Source organism: Kribbella sp. CA-253562 (genome assembly GCF_050942265.1).
In the GTDB taxonomy this organism is placed as follows: Bacteria; Actinomycetota; Actinomycetes; order Propionibacteriales; family Kribbellaceae; genus Kribbella.
On record NZ_CP192049.1, the window covers coordinates 7249008 to 7273038 of the forward strand.

24 protein-coding genes are annotated in these 24031 nt (G+C 70.1%); 9 read left to right on the top strand and 15 right to left on the bottom strand.

Annotated elements, in window-relative coordinates; genetic code table 11:
* Positions 1 to 3: 3 nt before the first annotated feature.
* The 3 genes from ACQPXM_RS34320 to ACQPXM_RS34330 are packed head-to-tail and all read right to left on the bottom strand — an operon-like array spanning position 4 to position 3896.
* Positions 4 to 2094, bottom strand: a complete 2091-nt coding sequence (locus tag ACQPXM_RS34320) for an iron ABC transporter permease (RefSeq protein WP_432941785.1) — start codon at positions 2092 to 2094, stop codon at positions 4 to 6.
* Positions 2091 to 3065: an ABC transporter substrate-binding protein gene (locus ACQPXM_RS34325; RefSeq protein WP_432941787.1), complete on the bottom strand. Its 975-nt coding sequence runs from the start codon at positions 3063 to 3065 to the stop codon at positions 2091 to 2093. The genes ACQPXM_RS34320 and ACQPXM_RS34325 overlap by 4 nt, the downstream gene beginning before the upstream one ends.
* Positions 3066 to 3074: 9 nt before the next feature.
* A complete protein-coding gene (locus tag ACQPXM_RS34330) occupies positions 3075 to 3896 on the bottom strand; it encodes an ABC transporter ATP-binding protein (protein WP_432941790.1) in 822 nt (273 codons plus the stop codon).
* Between the two features lie 88 nt (positions 3897 to 3984).
* Here ACQPXM_RS34330 and ACQPXM_RS34335 point away from each other — a divergent pair, with 88 nt between their 5' ends.
* Positions 3985 to 4527, top strand: a complete 543-nt coding sequence (locus tag ACQPXM_RS34335) for a GNAT family N-acetyltransferase (RefSeq protein ID WP_432941792.1) — start codon at positions 3985 to 3987, stop codon at positions 4525 to 4527.
* A gap of 126 nt (positions 4528 to 4653) precedes the next feature.
* Here the strand turns inward: ACQPXM_RS34335 and ACQPXM_RS34340 are convergent, their stop codons facing one another.
* The 3 genes from ACQPXM_RS34340 to ACQPXM_RS34350 form a co-directional block, all read right to left on the bottom strand.
* Entirely contained in the window at positions 4654 to 5094 is a 441-nt protein-coding gene (locus tag ACQPXM_RS34340; protein WP_432941794.1) for a hypothetical protein, read from the bottom strand.
* A gap of 166 nt (positions 5095 to 5260) precedes the next feature.
* The gene (locus ACQPXM_RS34345) at positions 5261 to 7282 is read right to left on the bottom strand and encodes an FAD-dependent oxidoreductase (RefSeq protein ID WP_432941797.1); all 2022 of its coding nucleotides are present in this window, start codon (positions 7280 to 7282) and stop codon (positions 5261 to 5263) included.
* A complete protein-coding gene (locus tag ACQPXM_RS34350) occupies positions 7279 to 7824 on the bottom strand; it encodes a PadR family transcriptional regulator (protein ID WP_432941800.1) in 546 nt (181 codons plus the stop codon). Before ACQPXM_RS34350 ends, ACQPXM_RS34345 begins: the two co-directional genes overlap by 4 nt.
* Positions 7825 to 7928: 104 nt before the next feature.
* Here ACQPXM_RS34350 and ACQPXM_RS34355 point away from each other — a divergent pair, with 104 nt between their 5' ends.
* Both ACQPXM_RS34355 and ACQPXM_RS34360 read left to right on the top strand, forming a co-directional pair.
* Complete coding sequence (locus ACQPXM_RS34355; RefSeq protein WP_432941803.1) at positions 7929 to 8447, top strand: cation:proton antiporter regulatory subunit; 519 nt, start codon at positions 7929 to 7931, stop codon at positions 8445 to 8447.
* A 10-nt stretch (positions 8448 to 8457) separates the two neighbouring features.
* Positions 8458 to 9702 (top strand): cation:proton antiporter, encoded by a 1245-nt coding sequence (locus tag ACQPXM_RS34360; protein WP_432941806.1) that lies wholly within the window; start codon positions 8458 to 8460, stop codon positions 9700 to 9702.
* Between the two features lie 96 nt (positions 9703 to 9798).
* On the opposite strand, the gene ACQPXM_RS34365 is transcribed toward ACQPXM_RS34360, so the two are convergent.
* Positions 9799 to 10398 carry a YdeI/OmpD-associated family protein gene (locus ACQPXM_RS34365; protein WP_432941808.1) on the bottom strand — a complete coding sequence of 200 codons (600 nt, stop codon included), beginning with the start codon at positions 10396 to 10398 and terminating at the stop codon, positions 9799 to 9801.
* A 98-nt stretch (positions 10399 to 10496) separates the two neighbouring features.
* Here ACQPXM_RS34365 and ACQPXM_RS34370 point away from each other — a divergent pair, with 98 nt between their 5' ends.
* A complete protein-coding gene (locus ACQPXM_RS34370; RefSeq protein ID WP_432941810.1) occupies positions 10497 to 11126 on the top strand; it encodes a hypothetical protein in 630 nt (209 codons plus the stop codon).
* On the opposite strand, the gene ACQPXM_RS34375 is transcribed toward ACQPXM_RS34370, so the two are convergent.
* Genes ACQPXM_RS34375 through ACQPXM_RS34385 form a run of 3 tightly spaced genes read right to left on the bottom strand, consistent with a single transcriptional unit; the run spans position 11123 to position 13623 of the window.
* The gene (locus tag ACQPXM_RS34375) at positions 11123 to 11608 is read right to left on the bottom strand and encodes a methylated-DNA--[protein]-cysteine S-methyltransferase (protein WP_432941812.1); all 486 of its coding nucleotides are present in this window, start codon (positions 11606 to 11608) and stop codon (positions 11123 to 11125) included. The two genes, ACQPXM_RS34370 and ACQPXM_RS34375, sit on opposite strands and share 4 nt — an antisense overlap.
* Position 11609: 1 nt before the next feature.
* Entirely contained in the window at positions 11610 to 12146 is a 537-nt protein-coding gene (locus tag ACQPXM_RS34380; protein ID WP_432941814.1) for a GNAT family N-acetyltransferase, read from the bottom strand.
* A gap of 1 nt (position 12147) precedes the next feature.
* Positions 12148 to 13623 (bottom strand): AlkA N-terminal domain-containing protein, encoded by a 1476-nt coding sequence (locus ACQPXM_RS34385; protein WP_432941816.1) that lies wholly within the window; start codon positions 13621 to 13623, stop codon positions 12148 to 12150.
* Positions 13624 to 13789: 166 nt separating this feature from the next.
* Between ACQPXM_RS34385 and ACQPXM_RS34390 the strand changes: the two genes are divergently transcribed.
* The 5 genes from ACQPXM_RS34390 (at position 13790) to ACQPXM_RS34410 (ending at position 19857) form a co-directional block, all read left to right on the top strand.
* Positions 13790 to 14530, top strand: a complete 741-nt coding sequence (locus ACQPXM_RS34390; RefSeq protein ID WP_432941818.1) for an SDR family oxidoreductase — start codon at positions 13790 to 13792, stop codon at positions 14528 to 14530.
* Between the two features lie 88 nt (positions 14531 to 14618).
* Entirely contained in the window at positions 14619 to 15173 is a 555-nt protein-coding gene (locus ACQPXM_RS34395; RefSeq protein ID WP_432941820.1) for a histidine phosphatase family protein, read from the top strand.
* The gene (locus ACQPXM_RS34400) at positions 15170 to 15955 is read left to right on the top strand and encodes an LLM class flavin-dependent oxidoreductase (protein WP_432941822.1); all 786 of its coding nucleotides are present in this window, start codon (positions 15170 to 15172) and stop codon (positions 15953 to 15955) included. The genes ACQPXM_RS34395 and ACQPXM_RS34400 overlap by 4 nt, the downstream gene beginning before the upstream one ends.
* A 70-nt stretch (positions 15956 to 16025) precedes the next feature.
* Positions 16026 to 17087: a LacI family DNA-binding transcriptional regulator gene (locus ACQPXM_RS34405; RefSeq protein WP_432941824.1), complete on the top strand. Its 1062-nt coding sequence runs from the start codon at positions 16026 to 16028 to the stop codon at positions 17085 to 17087.
* Between the two features lie 43 nt (positions 17088 to 17130).
* Positions 17131 to 19857 carry a glycogen debranching protein gene (locus ACQPXM_RS34410; RefSeq protein WP_432941826.1) on the top strand — a complete coding sequence of 909 codons (2727 nt, stop codon included), beginning with the start codon at positions 17131 to 17133 and terminating at the stop codon, positions 19855 to 19857.
* Positions 19858 to 20204: 347 nt separating this feature from the next.
* On the opposite strand, the gene ACQPXM_RS34415 is transcribed toward ACQPXM_RS34410, so the two are convergent.
* The 5 genes from ACQPXM_RS34415 to ACQPXM_RS34435 are packed head-to-tail and all read right to left on the bottom strand — an operon-like array spanning position 20205 to position 23957.
* Positions 20205 to 20936, bottom strand: coding sequence for an ABC transporter permease (locus ACQPXM_RS34415; protein WP_432941828.1), 732 nt, complete (start codon positions 20934 to 20936; stop codon positions 20205 to 20207).
* Positions 20936 to 21874 (bottom strand): ABC transporter ATP-binding protein, encoded by a 939-nt coding sequence (locus ACQPXM_RS34420; RefSeq protein ID WP_432941830.1) that lies wholly within the window; start codon positions 21872 to 21874, stop codon positions 20936 to 20938. The genes ACQPXM_RS34415 and ACQPXM_RS34420 overlap by 1 nt, the downstream gene beginning before the upstream one ends.
* A 57-nt stretch (positions 21875 to 21931) precedes the next feature.
* Positions 21932 to 22696: a hypothetical protein gene (locus ACQPXM_RS34425; RefSeq protein ID WP_432941832.1), complete on the bottom strand. Its 765-nt coding sequence runs from the start codon at positions 22694 to 22696 to the stop codon at positions 21932 to 21934.
* Entirely contained in the window at positions 22693 to 23604 is a 912-nt protein-coding gene (locus ACQPXM_RS34430; RefSeq protein WP_432941834.1) for an ATP-binding cassette domain-containing protein, read from the bottom strand. The genes ACQPXM_RS34425 and ACQPXM_RS34430 overlap by 4 nt, the downstream gene beginning before the upstream one ends.
* A complete protein-coding gene (locus ACQPXM_RS34435) occupies positions 23601 to 23957 on the bottom strand; it encodes a GntR family transcriptional regulator (RefSeq protein ID WP_432941836.1) in 357 nt (118 codons plus the stop codon). The genes ACQPXM_RS34430 and ACQPXM_RS34435 overlap by 4 nt, the downstream gene beginning before the upstream one ends.
* Positions 23958 to 24031 lie beyond the last annotated feature (74 nt).

A 24031-nucleotide genomic window follows, 5' to 3' on the forward strand; every position in this document is an offset into this window, starting at 1 on the left:
CGCTCAAGGACGAGTGGTCCTCGTCCGCCACAGCAGGTAGACGAAGTACGGCGCGCCGATCATCGCGGTGAGCAAACCCGCCGGGATCTGGGCGGGAGCCAGGACCGTGCGGCCGATGGAGTCGGCCACCGAGACCAGGACCGCGCCGAGCAGCGCAGCGACGGGCAGGAGGCGGGAGTGGCGTCCGCCGACGAGCGCCCGGGCGGCGTGCGGGGCGACCAGGCCCACGAAGCCGACCACGCCGATCGCCGAGACCGCGGCTGACGTCATCAACGCGGCGGCGGCGAGCGCGAGCAGGCGCGTGCGTTCCAGCCGTACGCCGAGGATGCGCGGCACGTCGTCGTCCAGGGAGAGCAGGTCGAGCTCCCGCCGGGCCATGACCACGACCGGCGTGAGCACGACCAGAGCCGCGGCGACCGGGATGACCTGCGGAAGCGTCCGGCCGTACGTGCTGCCGGACAGCCAGGTCATCGCCATCGTGATGTTCCACGGGTTGGTGTAGACGATGACGAAGGTGATGATCGCGGTCGTCGCCGACGAGACGCCGACCCCGATCAGCACCAGCCGGTCCGAACTGAGCCCACCCCTCCAGGAGACCAGGTAGACCAGCGCGAAGGTGCCCAGCGCGGCCGCGGAGGCGACACCGGACAAGAGCCAGATGCTTGCCGAAGGCACCACCATCAAGGTGACCACGGCACCGACTCCGGCGCCGCCGGTGATGCCGAGGATTCCCGGCTCCGCCAGCGGGTTGCGGCAGACGGCCTGCACGGTCGCCCCGGCGATCGCCAGCGCGGCACCGCACAGGATCGCCGACAGCACCCGCGGGAACCGCTGGTCCAGGACGTAGGTGATCGCCCGTCCCGACCGGCCGTTGATCCAGTTCGCGATGTCGCCGGTCTTCAGAAAGGCGTCTCCGGCAAGCATCGCCATCACCGCCGCGCCGACCAGCAGCACGGTCAGCACACCCGTCACGATCCAGAACGTGCGCACACTCCGCAGCCCGGACGACGCGCCGGCCGGCGTACGGCTCGGCCCGGAGTCACGGTAGCGACGCGCCAGCCACACCAGCACGATCGCGCCGACGAGCATCGTCATGATGCCGGTCGGGATCTCCACGCCGGCCTGACCACCGAGCACAGCTCGCAGTACGACGTCCGCCCCGAGCACCACGAGGATGCCCGACACCCCGGACAACGGCAGCAGCACCCGGTGCCGCATCAACCCCGGCACCAGCGGCGCGACGAGCCGCACGAGCACCGGCGCGACCAGCCCGACGAAGCCGACCGGCCCGGCCACCGTCACGGCGGCCGCGGACAACATGACCGTGACCAGCGTGATCAGCACCCGCGTACGCCGTACCCGGACGCCGAGCACCGACGCCGTGTCGTCGCCCAGCGAGAGAAGGTCGAGCCGCGACGCCAGCCACAACGCCGCGACCAGACCGGCCACGACGATCGGCGCCATCTGGCCGACGGCGTCGAGGTCGGTCTGGACCAGCGTCCCACTCCCCCAGGCGAAGCTCCCGATCGTTTCCTCGCGACGCAGCAGCAAGAGCAACGTCGTCAGTCCCGACAACGCCATCGCCACCGCCGATCCCGCGAGGATCAACCGGGTCGGACCAGAAGTCCCGCCGGCTGACAGCGCCAGCACCAGTACGGCGGCCGCGAGCCCGCCGAGGAACGCGACGCCGCCCGCGGGCAGCACCGGCAGCGGAATCCCGAACGCGGCGACCGTCACGACGGCCAGGTACGCGCCCGCGTTGACGCCCAGTGTGTCCGGCGAGGCGAGCGGGTTGCGCGCCAGCGACTGGAGCCCGGCGCCCGCGACGCCGAGCGCGAGACCGACGAGTACACCGGCGAGCAGCCGCGGCAGCCGCGAGGCGATCAGCACGTTGGCCGAGTTGTCGGTGCCTTGCCCGAACACCAGCCGCAGCAGGTCTCCGGCGCCGACCGACGAGGTCCCTTGGGTCAGATGCACTCCGGCCAGTACGACGACCGCGGCCAGCGCGATCACGAACACCCCGGCGACGCGGATCCGCCGTACCGGCTGGAGGGCCTCGGCGACCCGCGGCCGCTCGGTGGTCAGCTGGGTCAAGAGGTGACTGCCTGCACGGTGGCGTCGATGAACTGCTCGGTCGACTTCGGTCCGCCGAACATCCAGATGCCGTCGGGCAGCCGGTGCACGCTGCCCGACTTCACGAACGGCAGGTTCTTCCAGATCGCGTTCTTGGCCAGGTCGCCGCCGAACACGTCACCGCCGTCGGAGGTCGAGGCGATGTAGAGGAAGCTGCCGTCGCCGAGCTTGGTCAGGCCCTCGACGTCGGTCTGCGCCAGGCCGTAGTCCGGGTCGCCCTCGCCGGTCCAGTTGTTCTTCAGGCCGAGCTCGCCGGCCACCGCGCCGAGCAGCGATCCCTTGGTGAACATCCGGATCGAGATCGTGCTGCCCTGCTTGTAGCCGTCGGCCATCGTGAAGCCCTCGCCGGCCTTGCCCGCGTCGGCGATCTTCTTCTTGCCCTCGGCAACCGCCTGGTCGAACGCGGCGTTCGCGTCGGCGGCCTCCTTGGTCTTGCCGATCGCGGCGCCGACCAGTTCGAGGTTCTTCTTCATCTGCGGGATCGCGTTCTTGGCGTCGGCGCCCCGGACGACGAGCACCGGCGCGGCCTTCTCCAGCTGCGCGATCGTGCTCGCGGACTCGTCGGTGGTGGTGATCACCAGATCGGGGTTGAGAGCAACGATCGCGTCGACGCTGGACTCACCGCGGGTGCCGACGTCCTTGACGCTCGCGTCCAGCTTGGCCGCGGTGACCCAGGTGGTGTAGCCCTTCACGTCGGCGACGCCGACCGGCATCACGCCGAGCGTGATCAGGTTCTCGACCACGCCCCACTCCAGGCCGACCACCTTCGCCGCCGGCTTGGGCAGGTCGATCTTCTTGTTGCGCGCGTCGGTGATCGAGACGGGCTGAGCGGCGACGGGAGACCCGTCGGACTGCGTCGCGGCCGGCTCGCTGCTGCCGCAGGCGGTCAGGGCCAGCAACAAGCCGGCGGCCAGGGCGGTGACTCTTCTCATCGGGGAACCTCAGATGTTTTGAAGGATGTGCCGGTGCAGATGCCTGCCGACCGGCTGGGTGCTGATCCGCCCGGTGGCCGGGTCGGTGCTGGCGTCGATCCGGATCCCGTAGGTCTCCGACAACGCCTCGGTCTGCAGGACCTCGGCCGGCGTACCGGTCGCGCGGACCTTGCCGTGGTCGAGCAGGACGATCCGGTCGGCCACGTCGGCCGCCTGGTTCAGGTCGTGCAGTACGACGCCGACGGCCACGCCGTGGTCGTCGGCCAGGTCGCGCATCAGGTCGAGGATCTCGATCTGGTAGCGCAGGTCGAGAAAGGTGGTCGGCTCGTCGAGCAGCAGGACGCCGGTGTCCTGCGCCAGACAGGTCGCGAGCCAGACGCGCTGCAGCTCGCCGCCGGACAGTTCGTCGACGGCCCGCTCGGCCATCGCGGTGACGCCGGTGACGTCCATCGCGTGCTCGATCGCGGCGTTGCCGTCCGGGTCGTCGTTGCGCCAGCGCCCGCGGTAGGGGTGTCGGCCGTAGCCGACCACGTCGCGCACGCTGACGCCGTTCGGAGTCGGCCGCGACTGCGAGAGCAGCGTCACCTTCTGGGCGAACTCCTTCTGCGACAACGCCAGCGCGTCCTCGCCACCGGGCAGCGTCACCGTCCCGGCCTCCGGCTTGTGCAACCGCGCCATCGCCCGCAGCAGCGTCGACTTCCCGCTCCCGTTCGGGCCCACCAGGGCGGTCACCGCGGCCGGCTCGATGCTCAACGCGGCATCGTCGACCACCAACCGCCCGTGATACCCCAGCCGCAACCCGGCGCCCGCCAGCCCCACCGACTCTCGCATGGCAGGAGGGTAGCCTTACCTAACCTGACTTGTCAGCTTCGCGGAAGGTGATCGAGCCAACACCGAGCGGTTGATCCAGAATGACTGGATGCTCACGCTCCAGACTCCCCGCTTGCTCCTGCGTCGCTGGCGCGAGGAGGACGTCGCGCCGATGACGGCGGTGAACGCCGACCCCGAGGTCATGCGCTGGATCCGCGACGGCAGCGTCCGCGACGAACACCAGACGCGCGCCGGAATCCAGGCCTGGGAGAGCGAATGGGAGTCGCAGGGCTTCGGCCTGTTCGCCGTGGAGATCCGGTCAACCGGCGAACTCGCCGGCTTCACCGGCCTCTCGGTGCCCCATTTCATGCCGGAGATACTCCCGGCCGTCGAGGTCGGCTGGCGCCTAGGCCGTTCCCACTGGGGCCACGGCCTGGCCACCGAAGCCGCCGCGGCCGCCGTACGGTTCGGGTTCGAAGAGCGAGGCCTGAAACGGATCGTCAGCATCGCCCAGGTGGGCAACGAGGCCTCCGAACGAATCATGACCAAACTGGGGATGCAACTGGCCCGCGAGACCGTCAATCCCACCAGCGGCCGGCCCGTACGCGTGTACGAGTTGTCGTCGGACCAGTACGTGCCAACCACCAGCTGACGGCGACGATGAGACCGGCGGGCCGCGTAGTGGGCCGTGAGGTACCTGCCGGCCTCCTAGGAGGACTCGCTCAGCCACCCCGACTCAGTTCGGTGCGACCTGCGCACACTATCTCCATAGGCGCACCTACCTCCGACGGTTCCAGAGCTGGGCCTCCGCCAAGGCAATGAGCCGCTGCTCGGCGACCAGCGCCGACGCCTTGTCTGGTGTGACGAACCATCTCAGCTCAAGGTCGGCTCGGGTCAGCGCCGCTTGCGCCCACTGCTTGGTTCTCAGCGGCCCCTCGACGCGTGTTCTTTGGATCATCTTGGAGAGCCAGGCGTGGTCCGCGAGCGCGCGGTCAAGGGCCGCTTCCCCGAGACCACTAACGGCCGCCTTGCCCGTGAGGTAGACGCGCAGACGGTCCCTCAGACCGCGCCCTCGTCGCTCACCCGCCATGCCGATGTACACGATCTGATGGGTCAGCCGTTCACGTGCTACGTACACCCCGGGCTTGAGCGGCGCCACGCGCGCGGCCTCCTCGAGCGGCAGCCACGGCGACCACTGAATCTCTGTTTCCGGTTCCACGCTGAGATTCTCGCTGAGGGTCAATCAGAACCGAGCTTGCCGCGCTCCGCTCGGGCCGTGGCTCTGCCGCCACGTCGTCCTGACTCCACGCGACCTGCCACCTCTCAAGCCGGCAGCAACCAGAGCCCTCTCTTGTTCTTCTCTCTTGTTCTTCTCTCTTGTTCTTCTACAGTTCGGCCGCGAGGCGGGTGCCTTGTTCGATGGCTCGTTTGGCGTCCAGTTCGGCGGCTACGTCGGCGCCGCCGATGACGTGGACGGATTGGCCTCGGGTGCGTAGCTGGGTCGCCAGGTCGTTCACCGATTCCTGGCCGGCGCAGAGGACCACCGTGTCGACGGCCAGCGTGCGTGGGTTTTCGCGTTTGGGGCCGAAGGTGATGTGGAGGCCCTCGTCGTCGATGCGTTCGTAGTTGACGGCGCGGAGTTGGGTGACCTGCTTGTTCTTGAGCGCCGCGCGGTGGACCCAGCCGGTGGTTTTGCCGAGGCCGGCGCCGATTTTGCCGGGTTTGCGTTGCAGGAGGTAGACCTCGCGGGCGGCGGGTTCGGGGGCGGGGGCGATGAGGCCGGCGCGGTCGACGGTCGGGTCGCCGACGCCCCACTCGGCCTTCCACGCGGGCAGGTCGAGGGTCGGCGACGCGCTGGTGGTGAGGTACTCCGAGACGTCCACACCGATTCCGCCGGCGCCGATGACCGCGACGGAGCGGCCGGCTGGGCGTTCGCCGCGGACCAGTTCGGCGTACGTGAGGACCTTGGGGTGGTCGATGCCGGGGATGGACGGAATCCGCGGTACGACGCCGGTGGCGACGATCACCTCGTCGAAGTCTGTCAGGTCGTCGGCGGTGGCGCGGCGGCCGAGGTGGAGTTTGACGCAGGTCAGGTCGAGCCGGCGGCGGTAGTAGCGGATCGTCTCGGCGAACTCCTCCTTGCCGGGGATCCGGCGCGCGATGCCGAACTGGCCGCCGATCTCGTCGGCGGCTTCGAAGAGTTCCACGGAATGCCCGCGTTCCGCGGCCGTCACCGCCGCCGACAGCCCGGCCGGTCCGGCGCCGACCACCGCGACCTTCTTCGTACGACGGGTCGGCAGCAACACCAGCTCGGTCTCGCGCGCGGCGCGCGGGTTGACCAGGCAGCTGGCCAGCCGCTTGGCGAACACGTGATCCAGGCACGCCTGGTTGCACGCGATGCAGACATTGATCTCGTCCGCGCGCGCATCAGTTGCCTTGAGCACCCATTCCGGATCGGCCAGGAACGGCCGGGCCAGGCTGACCAGGTCGGCGTCGCCCCGGGCCAGCACCTCCTCGGCGACCTGCGGCAGGTTGATCCGGTTCGAGGTGACCACCGGGATCCCGACGTGCGGCCGGAAGGCGGCAGAGACGGAGGTGAACGCCGCCCGCGGCACCGACGTCACGATCGTCGGCACCCGCGCCTCGTGCCAGCCGATGCCGGTGTTGATGATCGACGCCCCGGCCGCCTCGATCTCCTTGCCCAGAGCAATGACTTCCGGCCAGGTCTGCCCGCCCTCGACCAGATCCACCATCGACAACCGGTAGATGATCAGGAACGACGGGCCGACCCGTTCGCGGGTCCGGCGGACGATCTCGACGGCCAGCCGCCGCCGGTTCTCCGCCGTACCGCCCCAGTGGTCGGTCCGGCGATTGGTGCGCTCGGCAAGGAACTGGTTGATGAAGTAACCCTCGGACCCCATGATCTCGACACCGTCGTACCCCGCCTCCTGGGCCAGCGCGGCGCACTCGACGTACGCGTCGATCTGGTGCCGGACGCCTCGATCCGACAACGCGCGTGGGCGGAACGGGTTGATCGGCGCCTTCAGCGCGGACGCCGAGACACTGAACGGGTGGTACGAGTACCGCCCCGCGTGCAGGATCTGCAGCGCGATCCGGCCGCCCTCGGCGTGCACGGCGTCGGTCACGATCCGATGCCGCGCGGCCTGCCGGCGAGTCGACAGCCGGGAGCCGAACGGCGTCAGCCAGCCGGTCCGGTTCGGGGCGTAGCCGCCGGTGACGATCAGGCCGACCCCACCGCGGGCGCGCTCGGCGAAGTACGCCGCCAGCTTCGGAAGGTCGCGCGCGCGATCCTCGAGACCGGTGTGCATCGAGCCCATGATCACCCGGTTCGGCAGCGTGACGTGGCCGAGGTCGAGCGGGGACAGCAGGGTCGGGTAGTCGTTCATCGGGCGCCTTCCGTTCGCAGGGCCTGGACGACCTCGTCGCACCACGCGGTGAACGACTGCTCCGCGCGGATCCCACCGCGGAGCACGAGGTACTGGTGCAGTTCGCGGCCGGACAGCTTGCCCGGCTTGGGGAAGTCGCGCCGCTCGATCGCCTGGTACGCCGCGAGCCGCGCGGCGTGCTCGTCGCGGTGCCGCTCGATCTCCCGCAGTACGGCGGCTTCGTCGCCGAGCGACGCGCCGCGCAGCTTCACGCCGAGCTCGTCGCGCAGGCTCGTCGGCTCGATCGGCTCGGCCAGCCAGCGGGTGAGCTCGGCCCGGCCCGCGTCGGCGACCTGGTAGACCTTCTTGTCCGGCCGGCCTTCCTGCGCGATGTCGGTGTGGGTGACCCAGCCGGCTTCCTCCATCCGCCGCAGCACGCGGTAGATCTGCTGGTGCGTCGCCGCCCAGAAGAAGCCGATCGACCGGTCGAACCGCCGGGCCAGCTCGTACCCCGAGCCCTCCCGCTCGCTGAGCGAGACCAGCAACGCGTGCTCGAGCGCCACCGTGAACCACCTCCTGGTGGCGCCACCCTACCTATGCAACTCGTTGCACTGCACCTGAGTGCAGCACAGATCACAGCGCGGCCTGGCGCCGTACGGGAGAATGGTTGCAGGAGCCGACTATCTCCCTGCCGGAGGAAACGATGGACCACGCCCACCCGACCCGGACCACCCTGCCGGGCATCGGCACGCGCTACGACCTGACCACCGACGGTGGCAAGCACGTCTCGATCGTGGTGCACGAGGACGGACGGCGGTTCCTGGGCTTTCACGATCCCGACGACGACGACAACTGCACGAACTCGGTCCCGCTCGATCCGGGCGAGGCGGCCGCGCTGGCGCAGCTGCTGATCCCGACGCCGATCGACCCGCTGCGCAACGACCTGGAGATCGACCTGGTCACCGAGCAGATCCCGATCACCGGCCGGTCGCCGTACTCGGGCCGGACGCTGGGCGACACCCAGGCCCGGAGCCGGACCGGGGCGTCGATCGTGGCGGTGCTGCGACGGACCGGCGCGACGCCGTCCCCGACGCCGGACTTCCGGTTCACCGTCGGCGACACGCTCGTCGTGGTCGGGACCCGCGAGGGCGTGGACGCCGTCGCCGACCTGATCTCGGGAGGCTGATGTGCACGACATGACGATGCTGCTGATCGAGCTCGGCGCGGTCATCCTGGCACTCGGCATCCTCGGCCGGATCGCCGGCCGGTTCGGCTTCTCACCCATCCCGCTGTACCTGCTGGCCGGGCTCGCGTTCGGCCACGGCGGATTGCTGCCGCTGGACGCCAGCGAGGAGTTCGTTGCCACCGGCGCCGAGATCGGCGTGATCCTGCTGCTGTTGCTGCTCGGGCTGGAGTACACGGCCTCCGACCTGGTCACCACACTGAAGACGCAGTACCTGTCAGGCGTCGTCGATTTCGTGCTGAACGCGTTGCCGGGCGCGGCCGTCGCGCTGATGCTCGGCTGGGGTCCGGTCGCGGCCGTCGCACTGGCCGGCGTCACCTGGATCTCGTCGTCCGGCGTGATCGCGAAGGTGGTCGGCGATCTGGGCCGGCTGGGTAACCGGGAGACACCGGTGATCCTCGGGATCCTGGTGCTCGAGGACCTCTCGATGGCCGTCTACCTGCCGATCCTGACAGCCCTGTTGGCCGGCGTCGGCCTGGCCGGCGGAAGCATCACGCTGCTGATCTCGCTGGGCACGGTGAGCATCGTCTTGTTCGTCGCCTTGCGGTACGGACGGCTGATCAGCCGGGCGGTCTCGTCGGACAACCCGGAGATGCTGCTGCTCGTCGTCCTCGGGCTGACGCTGCTGGTCGCGGGCATCGCGGCGAAGCTGCAGGTGTCGGCCGCGGTCGGCGCGTTCCTGGTCGGGATCGCGCTCTCGGGCGAGGTCGCGCACGGTGCGCGGAATCTGCTGAGCCCGTTGCGGGACCTGTTCGCGGCGGTGTTCTTCGTGTTCTTCGGGCTGAGCACCGATCCCCGGGACATCCCGCCGGTACTCGGCGTCGCACTGGGACTCGCGGTCGTCACAGGCCTGACCAAGATCCTCACCGGCTGGTACGCCGCCCGGCGCGCGGGCATCAAGACGGCCGGTCGCTGGCGGGCCGGCGGGACGCTGGTGGCGCGCGGCGAGTTCTCGATCGTGATCGCCGGCCTGGCGGTCGGCGTCGAACCCAGATTGGGGCCGTTGGCAACGGCGTACGTGCTGATCCTGGTCATGCTCGGGCCGGTTGCCGCCCGCTACACCGAGCCGGTCGCGCGCAAGCTCACGAGTCGCCGGAAGGCCGCTCCGATGCCTGCAGCGGCCGGCGGGGCAGCCGGCGGACCGGTGGATGGGCCGGCCGAGGAGCGGCTGGACGATCCGGCCAACACCGGCAGCTGAACGTGCACCACTCACCAAGCCGCGGTCTGGCCCACGGCTACGCCTGCGGCTTGGTGAGGTTCGGCGATTGCGGGCAGGTTGGTCAGTGGTGGGCGTTCACCTCGGGTGGTTGGCGCGCTGGTTGACCGCGGCGAGCTCCACCGTCTGCTGGATCCGCCGGGCCCGCGTCTCGGGCCGCTTGGCGAGCGCGATCCACTCGAGGATCAGCCGCCTCGACGACGGCGGGAACGCCTGGAAGTGCGTGGCCGCCTCGGCGTTCCGGTCGAGCTCCTGCTGAAGATCGGCCGGGACGATCAGGTCCTGCGCCTCCGCCAGCACGTCCCAGGTCCCGGACTTCTTCGCCTGCTCGACCACCTCGAGGCCGGCCGGCGCCATCAGTCCCTCAGCGGTCAGCCGGGCCACCCGCTCCCGGTTCACCTTGCTCCAGGTGCTGCGCGGATTCCGCGGCGTGAAGCACTGGTACGTCGTGCTGTCGTCGCGCCGGATCGTCTTGCTGTCCACCCATCCGAAGCACAACGCGTGCTCGACGGCCGCGAGGTAGTCCACGCCCTCGCCGCCCCGGCCGACCACCAGCCAGACCGACCGCTCGGTCCGCCCGTGGGCCTCGAGCCACGCGCGCCACTCCTGCACGGTCTCCAGCCGCACCGCCAGGTCGTCCGACATGTCCACCTTCGCCACCGCCGCCTTGCTGGTCATCTCGACCATCCTCTCCTCGCCGTCTGATCCCACTCTGCCGCAGATAAGTGCTCATCCAATGAGCACTTTCTTAGCCGGTTTGGGAGCATGCTGAGCAGATGGACGACATCGAAGAGATCGACCAGTTCTCCGACGAGAGCCGCGCGGTACTCCGGCACAGCACCGATGCGTTGATCGCCGGGCTGCGCGACCACGTCGCGACCCTGCTCGACCTGCGGGGCGGCAGCGCGGAGCAGTCCAGGCTGTTCGCGGCGAACGACACGCTCGAAGGTCTCCTGCGGGACTGGGACGACGCCGTCTTCGACCACACCGGAACCACGGCCCTGCCGCTGGACGACGACGAGGACGACGACTTCGCGGACGAGGACGACACCCGCGACGTACCGGTCGAGGTGCTCACGCTGGTGACCCGGGTCGACCTCGGGGTGCACGAGCCCGGCGAGTTGCTGGCGGCCGGGCGGGCGGCGCACCGGCGGCTGTGGCCGACGGAGACCGAGGCGGACGCGGCCGTCGCGGTCGAGGACGTCCAGCAGGCGGTCTACGCGCTCCTGCACGAGGCGGGCGAGCCTTGGCTGGATCTGCCGGGCACGGACTTCCTGGCGGCTGCTCGGGTGTACGTCGCGCCCGAGGAGTACGCGGCGCCGGAGGAGGACCGGACGCCCGAGTCGTTCAGCCGCCGGGTCGTCGTACCGGAGGGGACCGTGCTGTTCAGCGAGTCCTGGGCCTAGAACAACGCGTCTCCGCGTTCCAGGTCGAGCAGGGCTTGCTTGCGCGGCAGGCCGCCGCCGTAGCCGGTGAGGCTGCCGGTGGAGCCGACGACGCGGTGGCACGGCACGATGATGCTGATCGGGTTCTTGCCGTTGGCCAGGCCGACGGCCCGGGAGGCGGACAGGGGTTTGCCGAGCGCCAGCGCCAGTTCGCCGTACGTCGTGGTGGTGCCGTACGGGATGTCCTGCAGCGCGGTCCAGACCTCCTGCTGGAACGGCGTGCCGATCGGGGCGAGCGGGACGTCGAAGGTGGTGCGTTCGCCGGCGAAGTACTCGGTGAGCTCGTGCACCACTTTCGGCAGGATCGTGTCGTCGCGCGGGCCGAAGGTTTCGACGGCCGGCTGGTGGCGGTGCTGCTCCATGTAGAGCCCGACCAGTTCGTCGTCGTGCGAACCGACCAGCGTGAGGTCGCCGATCGGGCTGCTGATCACTGCGTACGGCATGTCAGGGGCGGGCGATGCGGTAGAGGACGTGCCGCTGCAGCCGATGGCCGGCCGGCACGCGCGGGTGGTCGAAGTCGTCGGATTCGTCGTGCGTCATGCCGATGCGCTGCATGACGCGCTGCGACGGCAGGTTCGTGGTCGCGGTGAACGAGACGATCTCGTCCAGGCCGGCCGGGCCGAACCCGTACGCGAGCGCGGCGCGGGCCGCCTCGGTCGCATAACCATTGCCCCAGGCATCTTTCGACAGGCGCCAGCCGATCTCGACCGCGGGGGTGAAGTGCGCCTCGAAGCTCGGCCGGGACAGGCCGGTGAAGCCGATGAAGCGGCCGGTGTCGCGGACCTCCACCGCCCACAGGCCGAACCCCCACTCGGCCATTTGCGCTCCGATGCGCTCGACGAAAGCGTCGCTCTCCTCGCGCGTCATCGCCGCCGGGAAGTGCTCCATCACCGCCGGATCGGAGTTCATCGCGGCGAACGGCTCCTTGTCGGCCTCGGTCCACTCGCGCAGCAGCAGTCGCTCGGTTCTCAGCTCGGTCATCTCACTCCGTCGTCGGGATCGTGTTGATCGCGTGGTCGCCGGTGGCCCACAGGTACTGCACGGCGTACGCGCGCCAGGGACGCCAGGCCCGGGCGTGCTCGATCAGCGGTTTCGGTGCCTCGGGCAACCCGAGGTCGCGGGCGGCGTACCGGATGCCCAGATCGCTGGCCACGAAGGCGTCCGGGTCGCCGAGCGCGCGCATCGCGATCGACTCGACCGTCCACGGGCCGATGCCGGGCAGCGCGGCGAGCTGGGCGCGGGCGCGGTCCCAGTCGCTGCCGGCGCCGAGGTCGATCTCTCCGGCCGCGAGCGTCGCGATCAGCGTGGTCAGCGTCGTCCGCCGGGACTTCGGGAACGCCAGCGTCTCCGGGTCGAGCTCGGCCAGCGCGTCCATCCGCGGGAACAGGTGCGTCAGGCCGCCGGCCGGATCGTCGATCGGTTCGCCGTACGCCTGGACGAGCCGGCTCGCGTGGGTCCGCGCGGCGGCTGTCGAGACCTGCTGACCGAGTACCGCCCGTACGGCGAACTCGGCGCCGTCGACCGTGCGCGGTACGCGACGGCCGGGCGCCTTCGCGATCAGCGGCGCGAGGACCGGGTCCTCGGCGAGCAGCTCGTCGACGGCGACCGGGTCGGCGTCCAGGTCGAGCATGCGGCGGCAGCGGCTGATCGCGATCGCGAGGTCGCGCTGGTCGGTCAGCGACAGCTGGCAGGCGATGTGGTCGGGCATCGGGCGGAGCGACACGACGCCGTGGCCGTGTGGGAGAGGCAGGGTGCGGCGATAGGCGCCGCCGCGCCACTCCTCGACGCCGGGGACGCCGGTGGCGATCAGGTGGCCGAAGAGGTTGTCGGGGGTGAGCGGTGCACGGAACGGGAGTCTCAGGGAGATCGTCCCGGGGGCGGTGGGGTGCGAGCCGCGTTTCGCCCGGCTGCGCAGCTCGGTCGGCGAGAGGGCGAAGACCTCCTGCACGGTCTCGTTGAACGTGCGCACGCTGGCGAAGCCGGACGCGAACGCGACGTCGGCCATCTGCAGGTCGCTGGTCTCGATCAGCATCCGCGCGGTCTGTGCTCTTTGCGCTCGGGCCAGCGCGAGCGGGCCGGCGCCGAGCTCGGCCTGGAGCTGCCGCTGCACTTGGCGAACGCTGTAGCCGAGCTGGGTCGCGAGGCCCGGTACGCCGTCGCGGTCGACCACGCCGTCGCTGATCAGGCGCATCGCGCGGGCGACCAGGTCGGCCCGGTCGTTCCACTCCGGGGAGCCCGGGCTGGCATCCGGCCGGCAGCGCTTGCAGGCCCGGAACCCGGCCTGCTGCGCCGCGGCGGCGCTCGGGTAGAACCGCATGTTCTCGACCTTGGGCGGCACCACCGGACAGCTCGGCCGGCAGTAGATCTTGGTCGTCAGCACGGCGGTGAAGAACCACCCGTCGAACCGCGCGTCCTTGGACTGGACGGCTCGCACACACCGCTCGACACATTCGTACATGGACCCCAGCATCGCCGTCGGCGCGGACAGTTTCTAGCGGTTTTGCGCCATGGAGGTTCGGCGGAAAAACGACGTCAGGAGCTGGCGCCGCTTTCTCGCCAGCGTGCGGCTGTGATCGCGGCTGGACTGGAGGCCGAACCGATCGACGGAAGAAAGCTGGATGACGATGAACGACCTTGCAGGCAAGCTCGCGCTGGTGACCGGTGGCAGCCGCGGCATCGGCGCCGCGACCGCCGTGGCACTGGCGGCGGCCGGGGCCGACGTGGCGATCACCTACCGGGAGGCCGGCGACGAAGCGGCGTCAGTGGTGAAGCGGATCGAGGCGGAGGGGCGGCGCGGTTTCGCTTTCCAGGCGGATGCGGCGGACGCGGTGGCGATCGAGGATGCGGTCGCGCGGGCGGTCGGCGTACTGGGTGGGCTCGACGTCTTCGTCAACAACGCGGGCGTGGGGACCAGCGCGATGATCACCGACGTCGAGCTGGCGGAGATCGATCGGGTGATCGCGATCAACGTGCGGGGCGCGTACGTCGCGGCCCGGGCGGCGGCGGCGCGGCTGTCCGACGGCGGCCGGCTCATCCACCTCGGCAGCACCATTGCCGACCGCAACGCCGGGCCCGGGATGAGCCTGTACGCCTTGACGAAGGCCGCACTGGTCGGCATGAACAAGGGCCTCGCCCGCGACCTCGGACCTCGCCGGATCACGTCGAACGTCGTACAGCCCGGCCCGACCGACACGGCGATGAACCCCGCCGACGGCCCGTACGCCGCCGGTCAGCTCGCGCAACTGGCCCTGGACCGCTTCGGCACCCCCGAGGAGGTCGCCGCGGCCGTCGTCTACCTCGCCGGCCCGGCCGCGGGCTACGTCACCGGCACCGAGTTGACCATCGACGGCGGCCACGCGGCCTGACGGCAGCGATCTGCCGGCCGACCGGGCGAAGTACCCGAGACGGGCCCGGAGGACCGCGACCTCCGGGCCCGTGCGATATCACTGCCGTATGTCCCGCGTCTTTCTCGTCCGCCACGGCGAAGCCGGCTCCGACCAGATCGACGCGGAAGGATGGTGGGGCCCTGCCCGGGACTGGGCCCCGCTCACCGCCAAGGGCGTCGAGCAGGCCGAGGCCGTCGGCCGCGAACTCCGGCAGGCGGGAGCTCGTCGCATCGTCGCGTCGCCGATGACCCGAGCCATGCAGACGGCGAGTCTGATCGCCGCGCAGACGCAGCTCCCGCTCACCGCCGTCGAACTCGACCTTCGCGAGTGGTTACCGGACTCGTCGCTCTCATGGCGAGGACTCGAGGACGTCCAGGCCCTCAGCGCTGATTTCGAACAATGCGAGGGCGAGTGGCCGGCCGGAGAGACTCGCCTCTGGGAGCCGCTCTCCGCCGTACGCCGGCGGGCGCTCGGCGCGCTGCGGCGGCAAGCGGGTTTTGGTCCTGAGCCGTTCATCGCCGTGTGTCACTCCGGGGTGATCCGGGCCTTGACGGGGCACTTCAACACCGAGCCTTGTGGGGTTCGGGTGCTGCCCCTCGAGAGGACTACGTTCGCGGGATGAAGTTCTCGGTGACGTTCGGGGCGGTCGGCGCAGGGCGGGATCCGCGCGGGCTGGCGGCGCTCGCGCGGTTGGCCGAGGAGTGTGGGTGGGACGCGGTTTTCCTCGAGGACTATCTCGTCTATCAGGGCGACGGCACGGTGCCGACGTACGATCCGTGGGTTTGTCTGGCGGCGATGGCGTGTGCGACCGACCGGATCAGGCTGGGTACGACGGTGACGCCGTTGCCCCGGCGGCATCCGTGGAAGGTCGCGGCGGAAGCGGTCGCGCTGGATCACCTGTCGGGTGGGCGGATGATCCTCGGGGTGGGGATCGGTGATCCGTCCGACCCGTTCCTGCCGCAAGCTTCCCCGCGCGTCCTGGCCGAGATGCTCGACGAGGGCCTCGCGGTGATCGACGCGCTGTGGTCCGGCGAGCCCGTTCATCATCACGGCAAGCACTACCAGCTGGACGGTGTCCGGCTGGCCGCGCGTCCCGTGCAGCGGCCGCGCATCCCGGTGTGGATCGGCGGCAACCTGCTGGTCCCCGCCGTCCGCCGGAGGATCTTGCGGTGGGACGGATCGTGCGCCTACAAAGGCCCGACGACGGCGTCGTTGCCGGTCCTGCCCGACGACGTCCGAAGCCTCCGGGCCGAGCGAGGCGACGACTTCGACATCAAGGTCAGCGGCGGCGACCCCGCCGCCTTCGCGGCAGCCGGCGCGACCTGGTGGGGCCGCTGGATCGCGCCCGGCCCCACCACCGAAGCAGAACGCATCCTGCGAGCCGGGCCGCCCGCGCTCGGCTGACGGGACGGCGTGGCATCAGGCGACCCGGCCTGAGTACGCGCTGAGCCGTTGACAGGGCAGCTTCCGTGGGGTGAGACTGCCGGTGCTTTTAACGTTCAAACCCGTGCCCGGTGAGGGGGTCGTGGTGGCTACGCTCAAGCAGGTCGCGGCGCACGCGGACGTCTCGGTGCAGACCGTCTCGAACGCCCTGAACGCCCCGCACCGACTCCGGCCGGACACCTTGGAACGGGTGACCCGGTCGATCGAATTGCTCAACTACCGGCCCAATCGTAACGCCCGCAGTCTGCGCACGAGCGCGGTCGAACTGATCGGGTACTGCGTGCCGAGCTGGCAAGGCGGGCAGGCCCATCTGGTGATGGACCAGTTCCTGCACGCCTTGTGCGCGGCGGCGGAGTCGACCGGACGGCACATCTTGTTGTTCACGGCACCGGCCGGAGCCGACGGGATGTCGGTGTACGACGACCTGCACGCGCGGCGACTGGTGGACGGATTCGTGTTGTCGCAGACCGAGACGCACGATCCGCGGCACGGGTGGCTGAAGGACAAGCGGATCCCGTTCGTGTCCTTCGGGCGGGTCTGGAAGGAAACCACCCAGCCCGGCCCGTACGTCGACGTCGACGGCGCGGCGGGATGCGCGACCGCGACGCGGCATCTGTACGACGCGGGCCGGCGGCGGATCGGCTTCCTCGGCTGGCCGCGGACGTCGGGGCTGGCCGAAGACCGGCTCGCGGGATGGCGCGACACCTGCCGGGAGCTCGGACTGCCGACCGACGGGCTCGCGGTGCACTGCGCCGAGGACACCTTCGACGACGGCGCTCGCGGCGCGGCATCGTTGCTCGACGCAACCGAACCGGTCGACGCGATCGTTGCCTTGAGCGACGTACTGGCACTGGGGGCGCTGCGGGAACTCAACCGGCGCGGGCTCGCCGCCGGGTCCGACGTCGCGCTCACCGGCTTCGACGACTCGCCGCTGGCGTCGGTCGTCTCCCCCGCGCTGACCACGCTGCGGCAACCGATCGACCTGATCGCCACCGAACTGATCAACATCCTCACCGGCCCGGCCGGCGACGAACCGGTCGAACGCCTGCTGCAACCCGAACTGATCGTCAGGGGCAGCTCGGCCCCTGGCTGATGACGCGGTACGTGCGAGTGCCGCGAGAAGGAGGAATCCTGCCATGACACCCCGCCCGACCACCTCCGGACCACCCGGCCCCCGCCGCTCCCGCACGGCGGGCGCCGGACTGCTGCGCGATCGACCGTCCCGTACGGCGGGCGTCGGGTTGCTCGCCGCCGCCACCTTGCTCGCGGGTATGGCCGCGCAAGCCAACGCCGTCCCGCCCCGCGGAGCCGCCGACAGCGGGACGAGCGCCCCCGGCGCCGCCGCGAGCGACGGGCGCAGCAGCGGGCACCCCGGCCGGCCCGGCGTAGCGCGTGAGCTCTCCGAGAGCACCCGGCTCTCCGATCGGCGGTCCCTGGTGGTCGGCGATCGGGCCTACGCGATGGGTGACGAGACCGGGCTCTACCCGGCGACCGGATGGCACACCCGAGGTGAGATGGGTGGGATCTGGTCCCAGCCGATCAAACTGCTGGACGGGATGTGGTTCGGGGTCGACGGCGCCTGGCTCGGCGAGCAGGTCGCGGCGACGAAGTACACGAGCGGCTATGGCTACCAGCGCATCGACTACGCCAACGGCGTCCAGCGGACCGACTTCGTACCGGACGGCGTCAGGGCGACGGTCGTCGGCCTGACTTTCAAATCCCAGGAGAACAAGACGGTCCGGCTGGATCTCGATGCGCACTCCGAGCTCATGCCGGCCTACCCCTGGGGTGGGACGACACCCAACGCCGGTCAGGCCAACCTGCCGGACAGCGGATCGTACGCCGACGGAGTGCTGCGGTTCCGCGACCGCGGCACCTCCCCGATCCCCAACGCCGAGCCGCACGACTACACCGCGGTGGTCGGATCGAGGCTGCGTCCGACCGGCCACGCCCTCGGCGCCAACCATCGCGGCCCGCAAGACCCGGCCGTGATCTGCCCCGCCGACGGTACGCCGCCCCCGCGCTGTGACGATTCGGCGTTCGGCAAGGGAACCGGTGGACGACTGAGCTACCGCGTCGACCTGAAGGCCGGGAAGTCCACGACGCTGTGGTTCGCCGTGGCCGGGTCGGACGACAGCAGCGCCGCCGCGTCGCGCGAGTTCCGCCGTGCGATCAGCGATCCCGAGAGGTTGCTCAAGGCAAAGGTCAGGACGAGGGCCGGCCTCGCCGGCCAGTCCGTCGTCGACCTGCCCGGCGACCGTCTGCTCCAGCAGAGTGTCGAGTGGAGCAAGCAGAACCTCGCCGACTCCGTCCAGGAGTCCCGCGACCTGGAGATCCGGGACGTCAACGAGGGCAAGGCCTATCCCGCCCCGGCAGGCACCGCCGATCGCGCCCGCTGGTTCGGCGCCGGCTTCCCGGACTACCCGTGGCTGTTCGCTACCGACGGCGAGTACACCGCGTACGCCGCGGTCGCGGCCGGTCAGTTCGACACCGCCAAGCAGCACCTGAAGTCCCTGCAGGAGATCAGCGACATCCTCAACCACCGCAGCGGCAAGGTCGCGCACGAGGTGATGCCGACCGGCGACGTCTACTTCGGCTCGAACCAGAGCGCCGGCAACACCGACGAGACGGTCAAGTTCCCCAGCGTCGTCGCGCTGCTGTGGCGGTGGACCGGAGACGACCGCTTCCGCGACCAGCTGTACGACTTCAGCGTGCGCAACCTGCGCTATGTCTACCGCGAACTCGACAAGGACAACGACGGCTGGCTCGAAGGACTGGCCAACGTCGAACGCAGCGGGATGGGCGCTGAGAAGCTGGACAGCACGGTCTACCTGGGCCGCGGCCTGCGCGACCTCGCCGATCTGGCGGCCTCCAAGCGCGACCGGGCGACCCAGCAGTGGGCGACCGCGAAGGCCGAAGACCTGGAGAAGCGGTTCGAGGCCCAGTGGTGGGTACCACAGGCCTTCGGGTACGCCGACTCGATCGACGACCCGGCGGACCCGGCGAACGACAACAAGCCGATCTTCCAGCGGCACTGGACCGGCGTCACTCCGATGGAGGCGATGCTCACCCGTCCCGGCAAGCCGGACAGTCCGCTGGCCTCCCCGGAGCACGCGAAGATCGCCCTCGACCAGCGCGAGAAGGCTTGTTACACAGGCGAGTTCGGCCTGTTCCACACCGGCACCGGCCCGACCGCGGACCCGGCCGGCAACCCCGGCCCGTCCTGCGACAGCGTCGTGTCGGCGGTGAAGAGCGAACGCGCGATCTTCTCGCTCAACACGTCGATCATGGCCGTTGCCGAGGGCAACTTCGGTCGCCTCGGCAAGGACCAGCAGCAGGTCTACACCACCGGCAACGCCCGGATCCAGCTCGACAGAGAAGTCTGGGAGACGCCCGGCGCGATGCCGGAGATCGCCCCGTCACCGGACTCCCCCGCGAACATCGACCGGCCGTTCACCGACCGCTCGATGTCGCTCCAGGCGTGGGGCACGTACGGCGTGCTGTGGCCGGTCGTGCACCAGCAGCTCGGCGTCGACCCCGATCTGGGCCGGCACCGGCTCGCCGTCGTCCCGCAGCTTCCCGGCGGCCAGCAGAAGGTGGCCGGAAGCAACATCCGGGTCGGCCGCGGATCGGTTGACGTGTCCGCACGCCTTGCAGGCAAGGAGTTGCGGACCGATGTGAAGACCCGGGGCGTCTACGCCGACGTCACGGTCGGCGCGGTCCTGCCGGCCGGGGCGAAGGTCGCCGCAGTCTCGCTGGACGGCCGCCGTACGGCGTACGAGCTGGTGACGACGAGTCGGGGCGCCGAGGTGCGGGTGGCCGCTCGAGGGTCGTCGAGCAGCGTGAGCATCACCTTGCGGTAGCACGCGGACGTGAAGCTGGGCCCCTCAGAGTATGAGTCGGAGGGGCCCAGCAGAGCTGAAGGAAGGTGACGTCTCCAGCTTCCCGAAACGGATCCGTGGAGTCCGGCAGACCCCGTCACCGGTCTACCTCGGTGGGGATCCCCACCGCAAGGGGCCTCGGTTTCCGTTCGACCCGCCGTTCCGAATGGAACGGCGTGCCGCCCTTTCTACCGCCGCGGACCCACACCGCACAACCCTTTCCGGCGGGCGGTTGCCGCTATTTCAGCAATGACCGCGTGTCGTCCACAGTGTGTGCCCGGCCGTCCACAGAAATCGTCGTGGTTATGCACACCCCCTGTGCATAACCGTCACTCCCAGCGGAAGAACCGGGCCGCCACCGCGAGGCAGCCGGCGATCGCGACGACGAGCGCGATCAGGCTCACCGTGCCCGGCCACTGTCCCGACCAGGCGTCCTGCATGCTGGTCATGCCCGCGCCCATCGGCGTGACGTCGCGCAGCCAGCGGATCGACTCGGGCATCACGTCGCCCGGCGTCCAGACCCCGGCGAAGAACATGCTGGGGAAGAGCAGGATGTTGCCGACGACGCTGGCCGCCTTCGCGGTCGGGACCAGTCCGGCGATCAACAGTCCGATGCTCAACTGAGCGGCCGAGTACAGCGCCGCGGCGACCACGAAGGGCAACGGCGCACTGGGCAGGGCCGCGTCGAAGAACAACGCGCCGGCGCCGAGGATCAGCCCGATCACCAGCACCGCGGCGATCAGGTGCAGCAGCAGCTGGGCGGCCAGCAGCTTGACCGGCTTGACCGGCGTGGTCGACATCCGGCGCAGCACGCCCTTCTCGCGGTAGCCGGCCAGGATCATCGGCAGGGTGGCCATGCCGAGCAGGGCGATGCCGATGCCGATCGCCATCGTGGGCAGGAAACTGGCCGGGATGCCGTCCTCGGGACTGGCTTCGCCGCCACCGATCAGCGAGAAGACGGTCAGCAGCCCGAGCGGCAGCACGAACACGAAAAACAGTCCGGCCCAGTCGCGGACGAACAGCTTGCTCTCGATCCTGGTCAGGGTCATCGTCTGGCTCATCAGTTCGCTCCTTCGAAGTTCCGGCCCGCGAGCAGCAGGAAGGCGTCGTCCAGGGTGGTCTGTTCGGTGTGCAGGTCGATCGGCGCCAGACCGTGCGCGGCCAGCGTGGTGACGACGGCGACCAGCACGTCATCGTTGCCGGTGACAACGAAGCGGCCGTTGTCGGTGCTGACCGTCTTGACGGCCGGCAAAGAGGTCAGCACGGTCTCGTCGGCCAGCGGGCCGGACAGCCGGAAGGTGATCCGCTGCTCGGACCGGGCCGCCTCGACCAGGCCGGCCGGGGTGTCCAGCGCGACCACACGGCCGCCGTCGATGATCGCGATCCGGTCGCAGAGGTTCTCGGCCTCCTCCATGAAGTGGGTGACCAGGATGATCGTCACGCCGGTGTCGCGGACCGCGCGGACCAGCTCCCAGGTGTCCCGCCGGGCTTGGGGGTCCAGGCCGGTGGTGAGCTCGTCGAGAATCGCGATCTTCGGGTTGCCGACCAGCGCGAGCGCGATCGAGAGCCGCTGCTTCTGTCCCCCGGACAGCTTGGCGAAGGCGGTGTTCTGCACCTTGGTCAGACCGAGCTGCTCCAGCAGTTCGGCCGGGTCGCGCGGCTCGGGGTAGAAGGACGCGTAGAGCTCGAGCGCTTCCCGGGCCTTGATCTTGTCGGGCAGCTCACTGGCCTGCAGCTGGACGCCGATCAGCGACGTGATCTGCCCGCGCTGGGCGTGCGGGTCCAGGCCGGCGACGCGAACCGTGCCGCTGTCGGGGGTGCGCAGCCCGGCGATCGACTCGACCGTGGTGGTCTTGCCGGCGCCGTTCGGGCCGAGGATGCCGAAGATCTCCCCGGAGCGGACGGACAGCGACACGTCGTCGACGGCGACCGTCGCGCCGTACGTCTTGCGGAGGTTGCGGACGACGACGAGGTCGTCCGCAAAGGTGTTTTCGGGCATGGCGAAGCCTTCCTCGGTGCAGGTGAAGGTGAAGAACGAGAGGGGGTGGTGGAGGGATCAGCCCTTGGTCGGCCGGACGCCGAACGAGCGGATCATCAGGTAGCCGGCGTACAGGCCCAGGGCGCTGACGGCCAGCACTCCCGGGACGGCGACGGCCAGCGACGGGCGATGGTAACCGCTGTTCGCGATCGCCTCGGCGAGCCACTGCGCGACCAGCAGGAACTCCGCGGCGGCGGCCGGCAGCAACGTCACCGGCAGCAGCAGGAGCCCTTTCCAGACACCGAACCGCATGAAGGCCAGGCCGGTCAGCCAGCCGGCGACCTCGTGCGACAGGACCAGCAGGAAGAACTCGGTGAAGATCAGCCCGACCTGTGAGGTGCTGGTGAACAGATGCGGATTGGCGAAGGCCTGCGTCCAGCCCTGCCAGGCGTAGATGACGTGCTCGATCTGGTAGACCAGCACCCACAGCAGCGCCGTACCGGTCGCGGCGCCGAGCAGGAAGACGCTGGCCGCCACCGAGAACATCCGCCGGGTGATGCCGAGCGAGATCATCGACGTGAAGAACGCCGGGCCGATCGTGATGCCGACCGCCAGTGAGAAGTACTTCGGCGACTGGGTGCCGTAGTCCCAGATCGAGTGGTTGTCGCCGTCGCTGACGAACTGGATGACCAGGCCGGCCAGCAGGAAGCCCAGCACCATGATGACCCAGTAGCCGCCGAGCATCGGGGTCATCCCGATTCGCATCGCCTGCAGCACCCGGCGCAGGCGCTGTCCGGAGGTGACCCCGTTCGGCAGGGTCGCGGCCCGGCTGGTGGTGGTCATCGCCTTGCCTCCTTCGACAGAGCCGGTGCGGTCAGGTGGACGAACAGGTCTTGCAGGCCGACTTGGCCGACTTCCAGGCCGGCCGAACGAGCCTTGGCCAGCAGGGCTTCGTCGAGGTCACCGAGCACCGTGACCGACTTGGTCCCGCCCAGCCGTTGCTCAGCCAGTACGGCGAGGCCGGCGGTCAGCTCGTCGACCACGGCCGCCGGGCCGACCAGCGACGCTCCACGTCCGCGCAGTGTGTCGACCGGCGCTTGGGTGACGAGCCGGCCGCGATCGAGAATCACGACCTCCTCGAGCAGCGCACTGACCTCGCTGACCAGGTGGGTGGACAGCAGGATCGTCCGCGGGGCCTCGGCGTAGTCGGCCAGCAGGACGTCGTAGAACAGCTCCCGGGACGGTACGTCCATGCCGAGGTAGGTCTCGTCGAAGATGGTCAGCGGCGCGCGGCTGGCCAGGCCGAGCACGACGCCCAGCGCGGACCGCTTGCCGCGGGACAGCTTCTGGATCTTCTTGCCGGTCGGCACCTCGAACTTGTCCAGCAGCTCGCCGGCGAGGTCATGGTCCCAGTACGGCCGCAGGCTCGCGGCGTACCCGAGAACGTGCTTGACCGGCACCTGGTCGTACACGTCGCCCGACTCCCGGATCAGGCAGATCCGGCTGGTCACCACCGCGTCCTCGTACGGCGAACGCGGCGCGCCCAGGTCGCCGCCGCTGATCAGCACCTGGCCCTCGTCGGGTTTGCGGAACCCGGCCAGCAGCGCGGCCAGCGTGCTCTTGCCGGAGCCGTTGCGGCCGAGCAGGCCGTGGATCTTGCCCGGCGCCAGTCGCAGGTCCAGCCCGTCCACGGCGGGGACTCCGCCGAACCGGACGGTGAGGTTCTCGGTCCGCACTTCCAGCGCGTTCACTGGTCCTCCTTCTGGATGTACCGGACCACCTCGGACAACGGGACGCCGACCGCGCGGGCCTCGGCGATCATCGGGTCGACCACCTCGGCGAAAAACGCGTCCCGGCGGCCGCCCCGCAGCAGCTCGCGGGCGTTCGGGCTGACGAACATCCCGATCCCGCGCTTCTTGTAGAGCACGCCCTCGTCGACCAGCTGGGCGAAGCCCTTGGCCGCGGTGGCGGGATTGATCCGGTAGAAGGCGGCGTACTGGTTCGTCGACATGACCTGCTCGTCCTCGGCGAGGGCACCCGTGACGATGTCGTTCTTGATCTGGTCCGCGATCTGGAGATAGATGGGACTGCGATCGTCGAACATCGTGGATCCCTTCCTCTCCCAGCGGCCGGTCGTCAGGGTACAGCGGTTCATAGGTTCATTACTTGACTAATGAA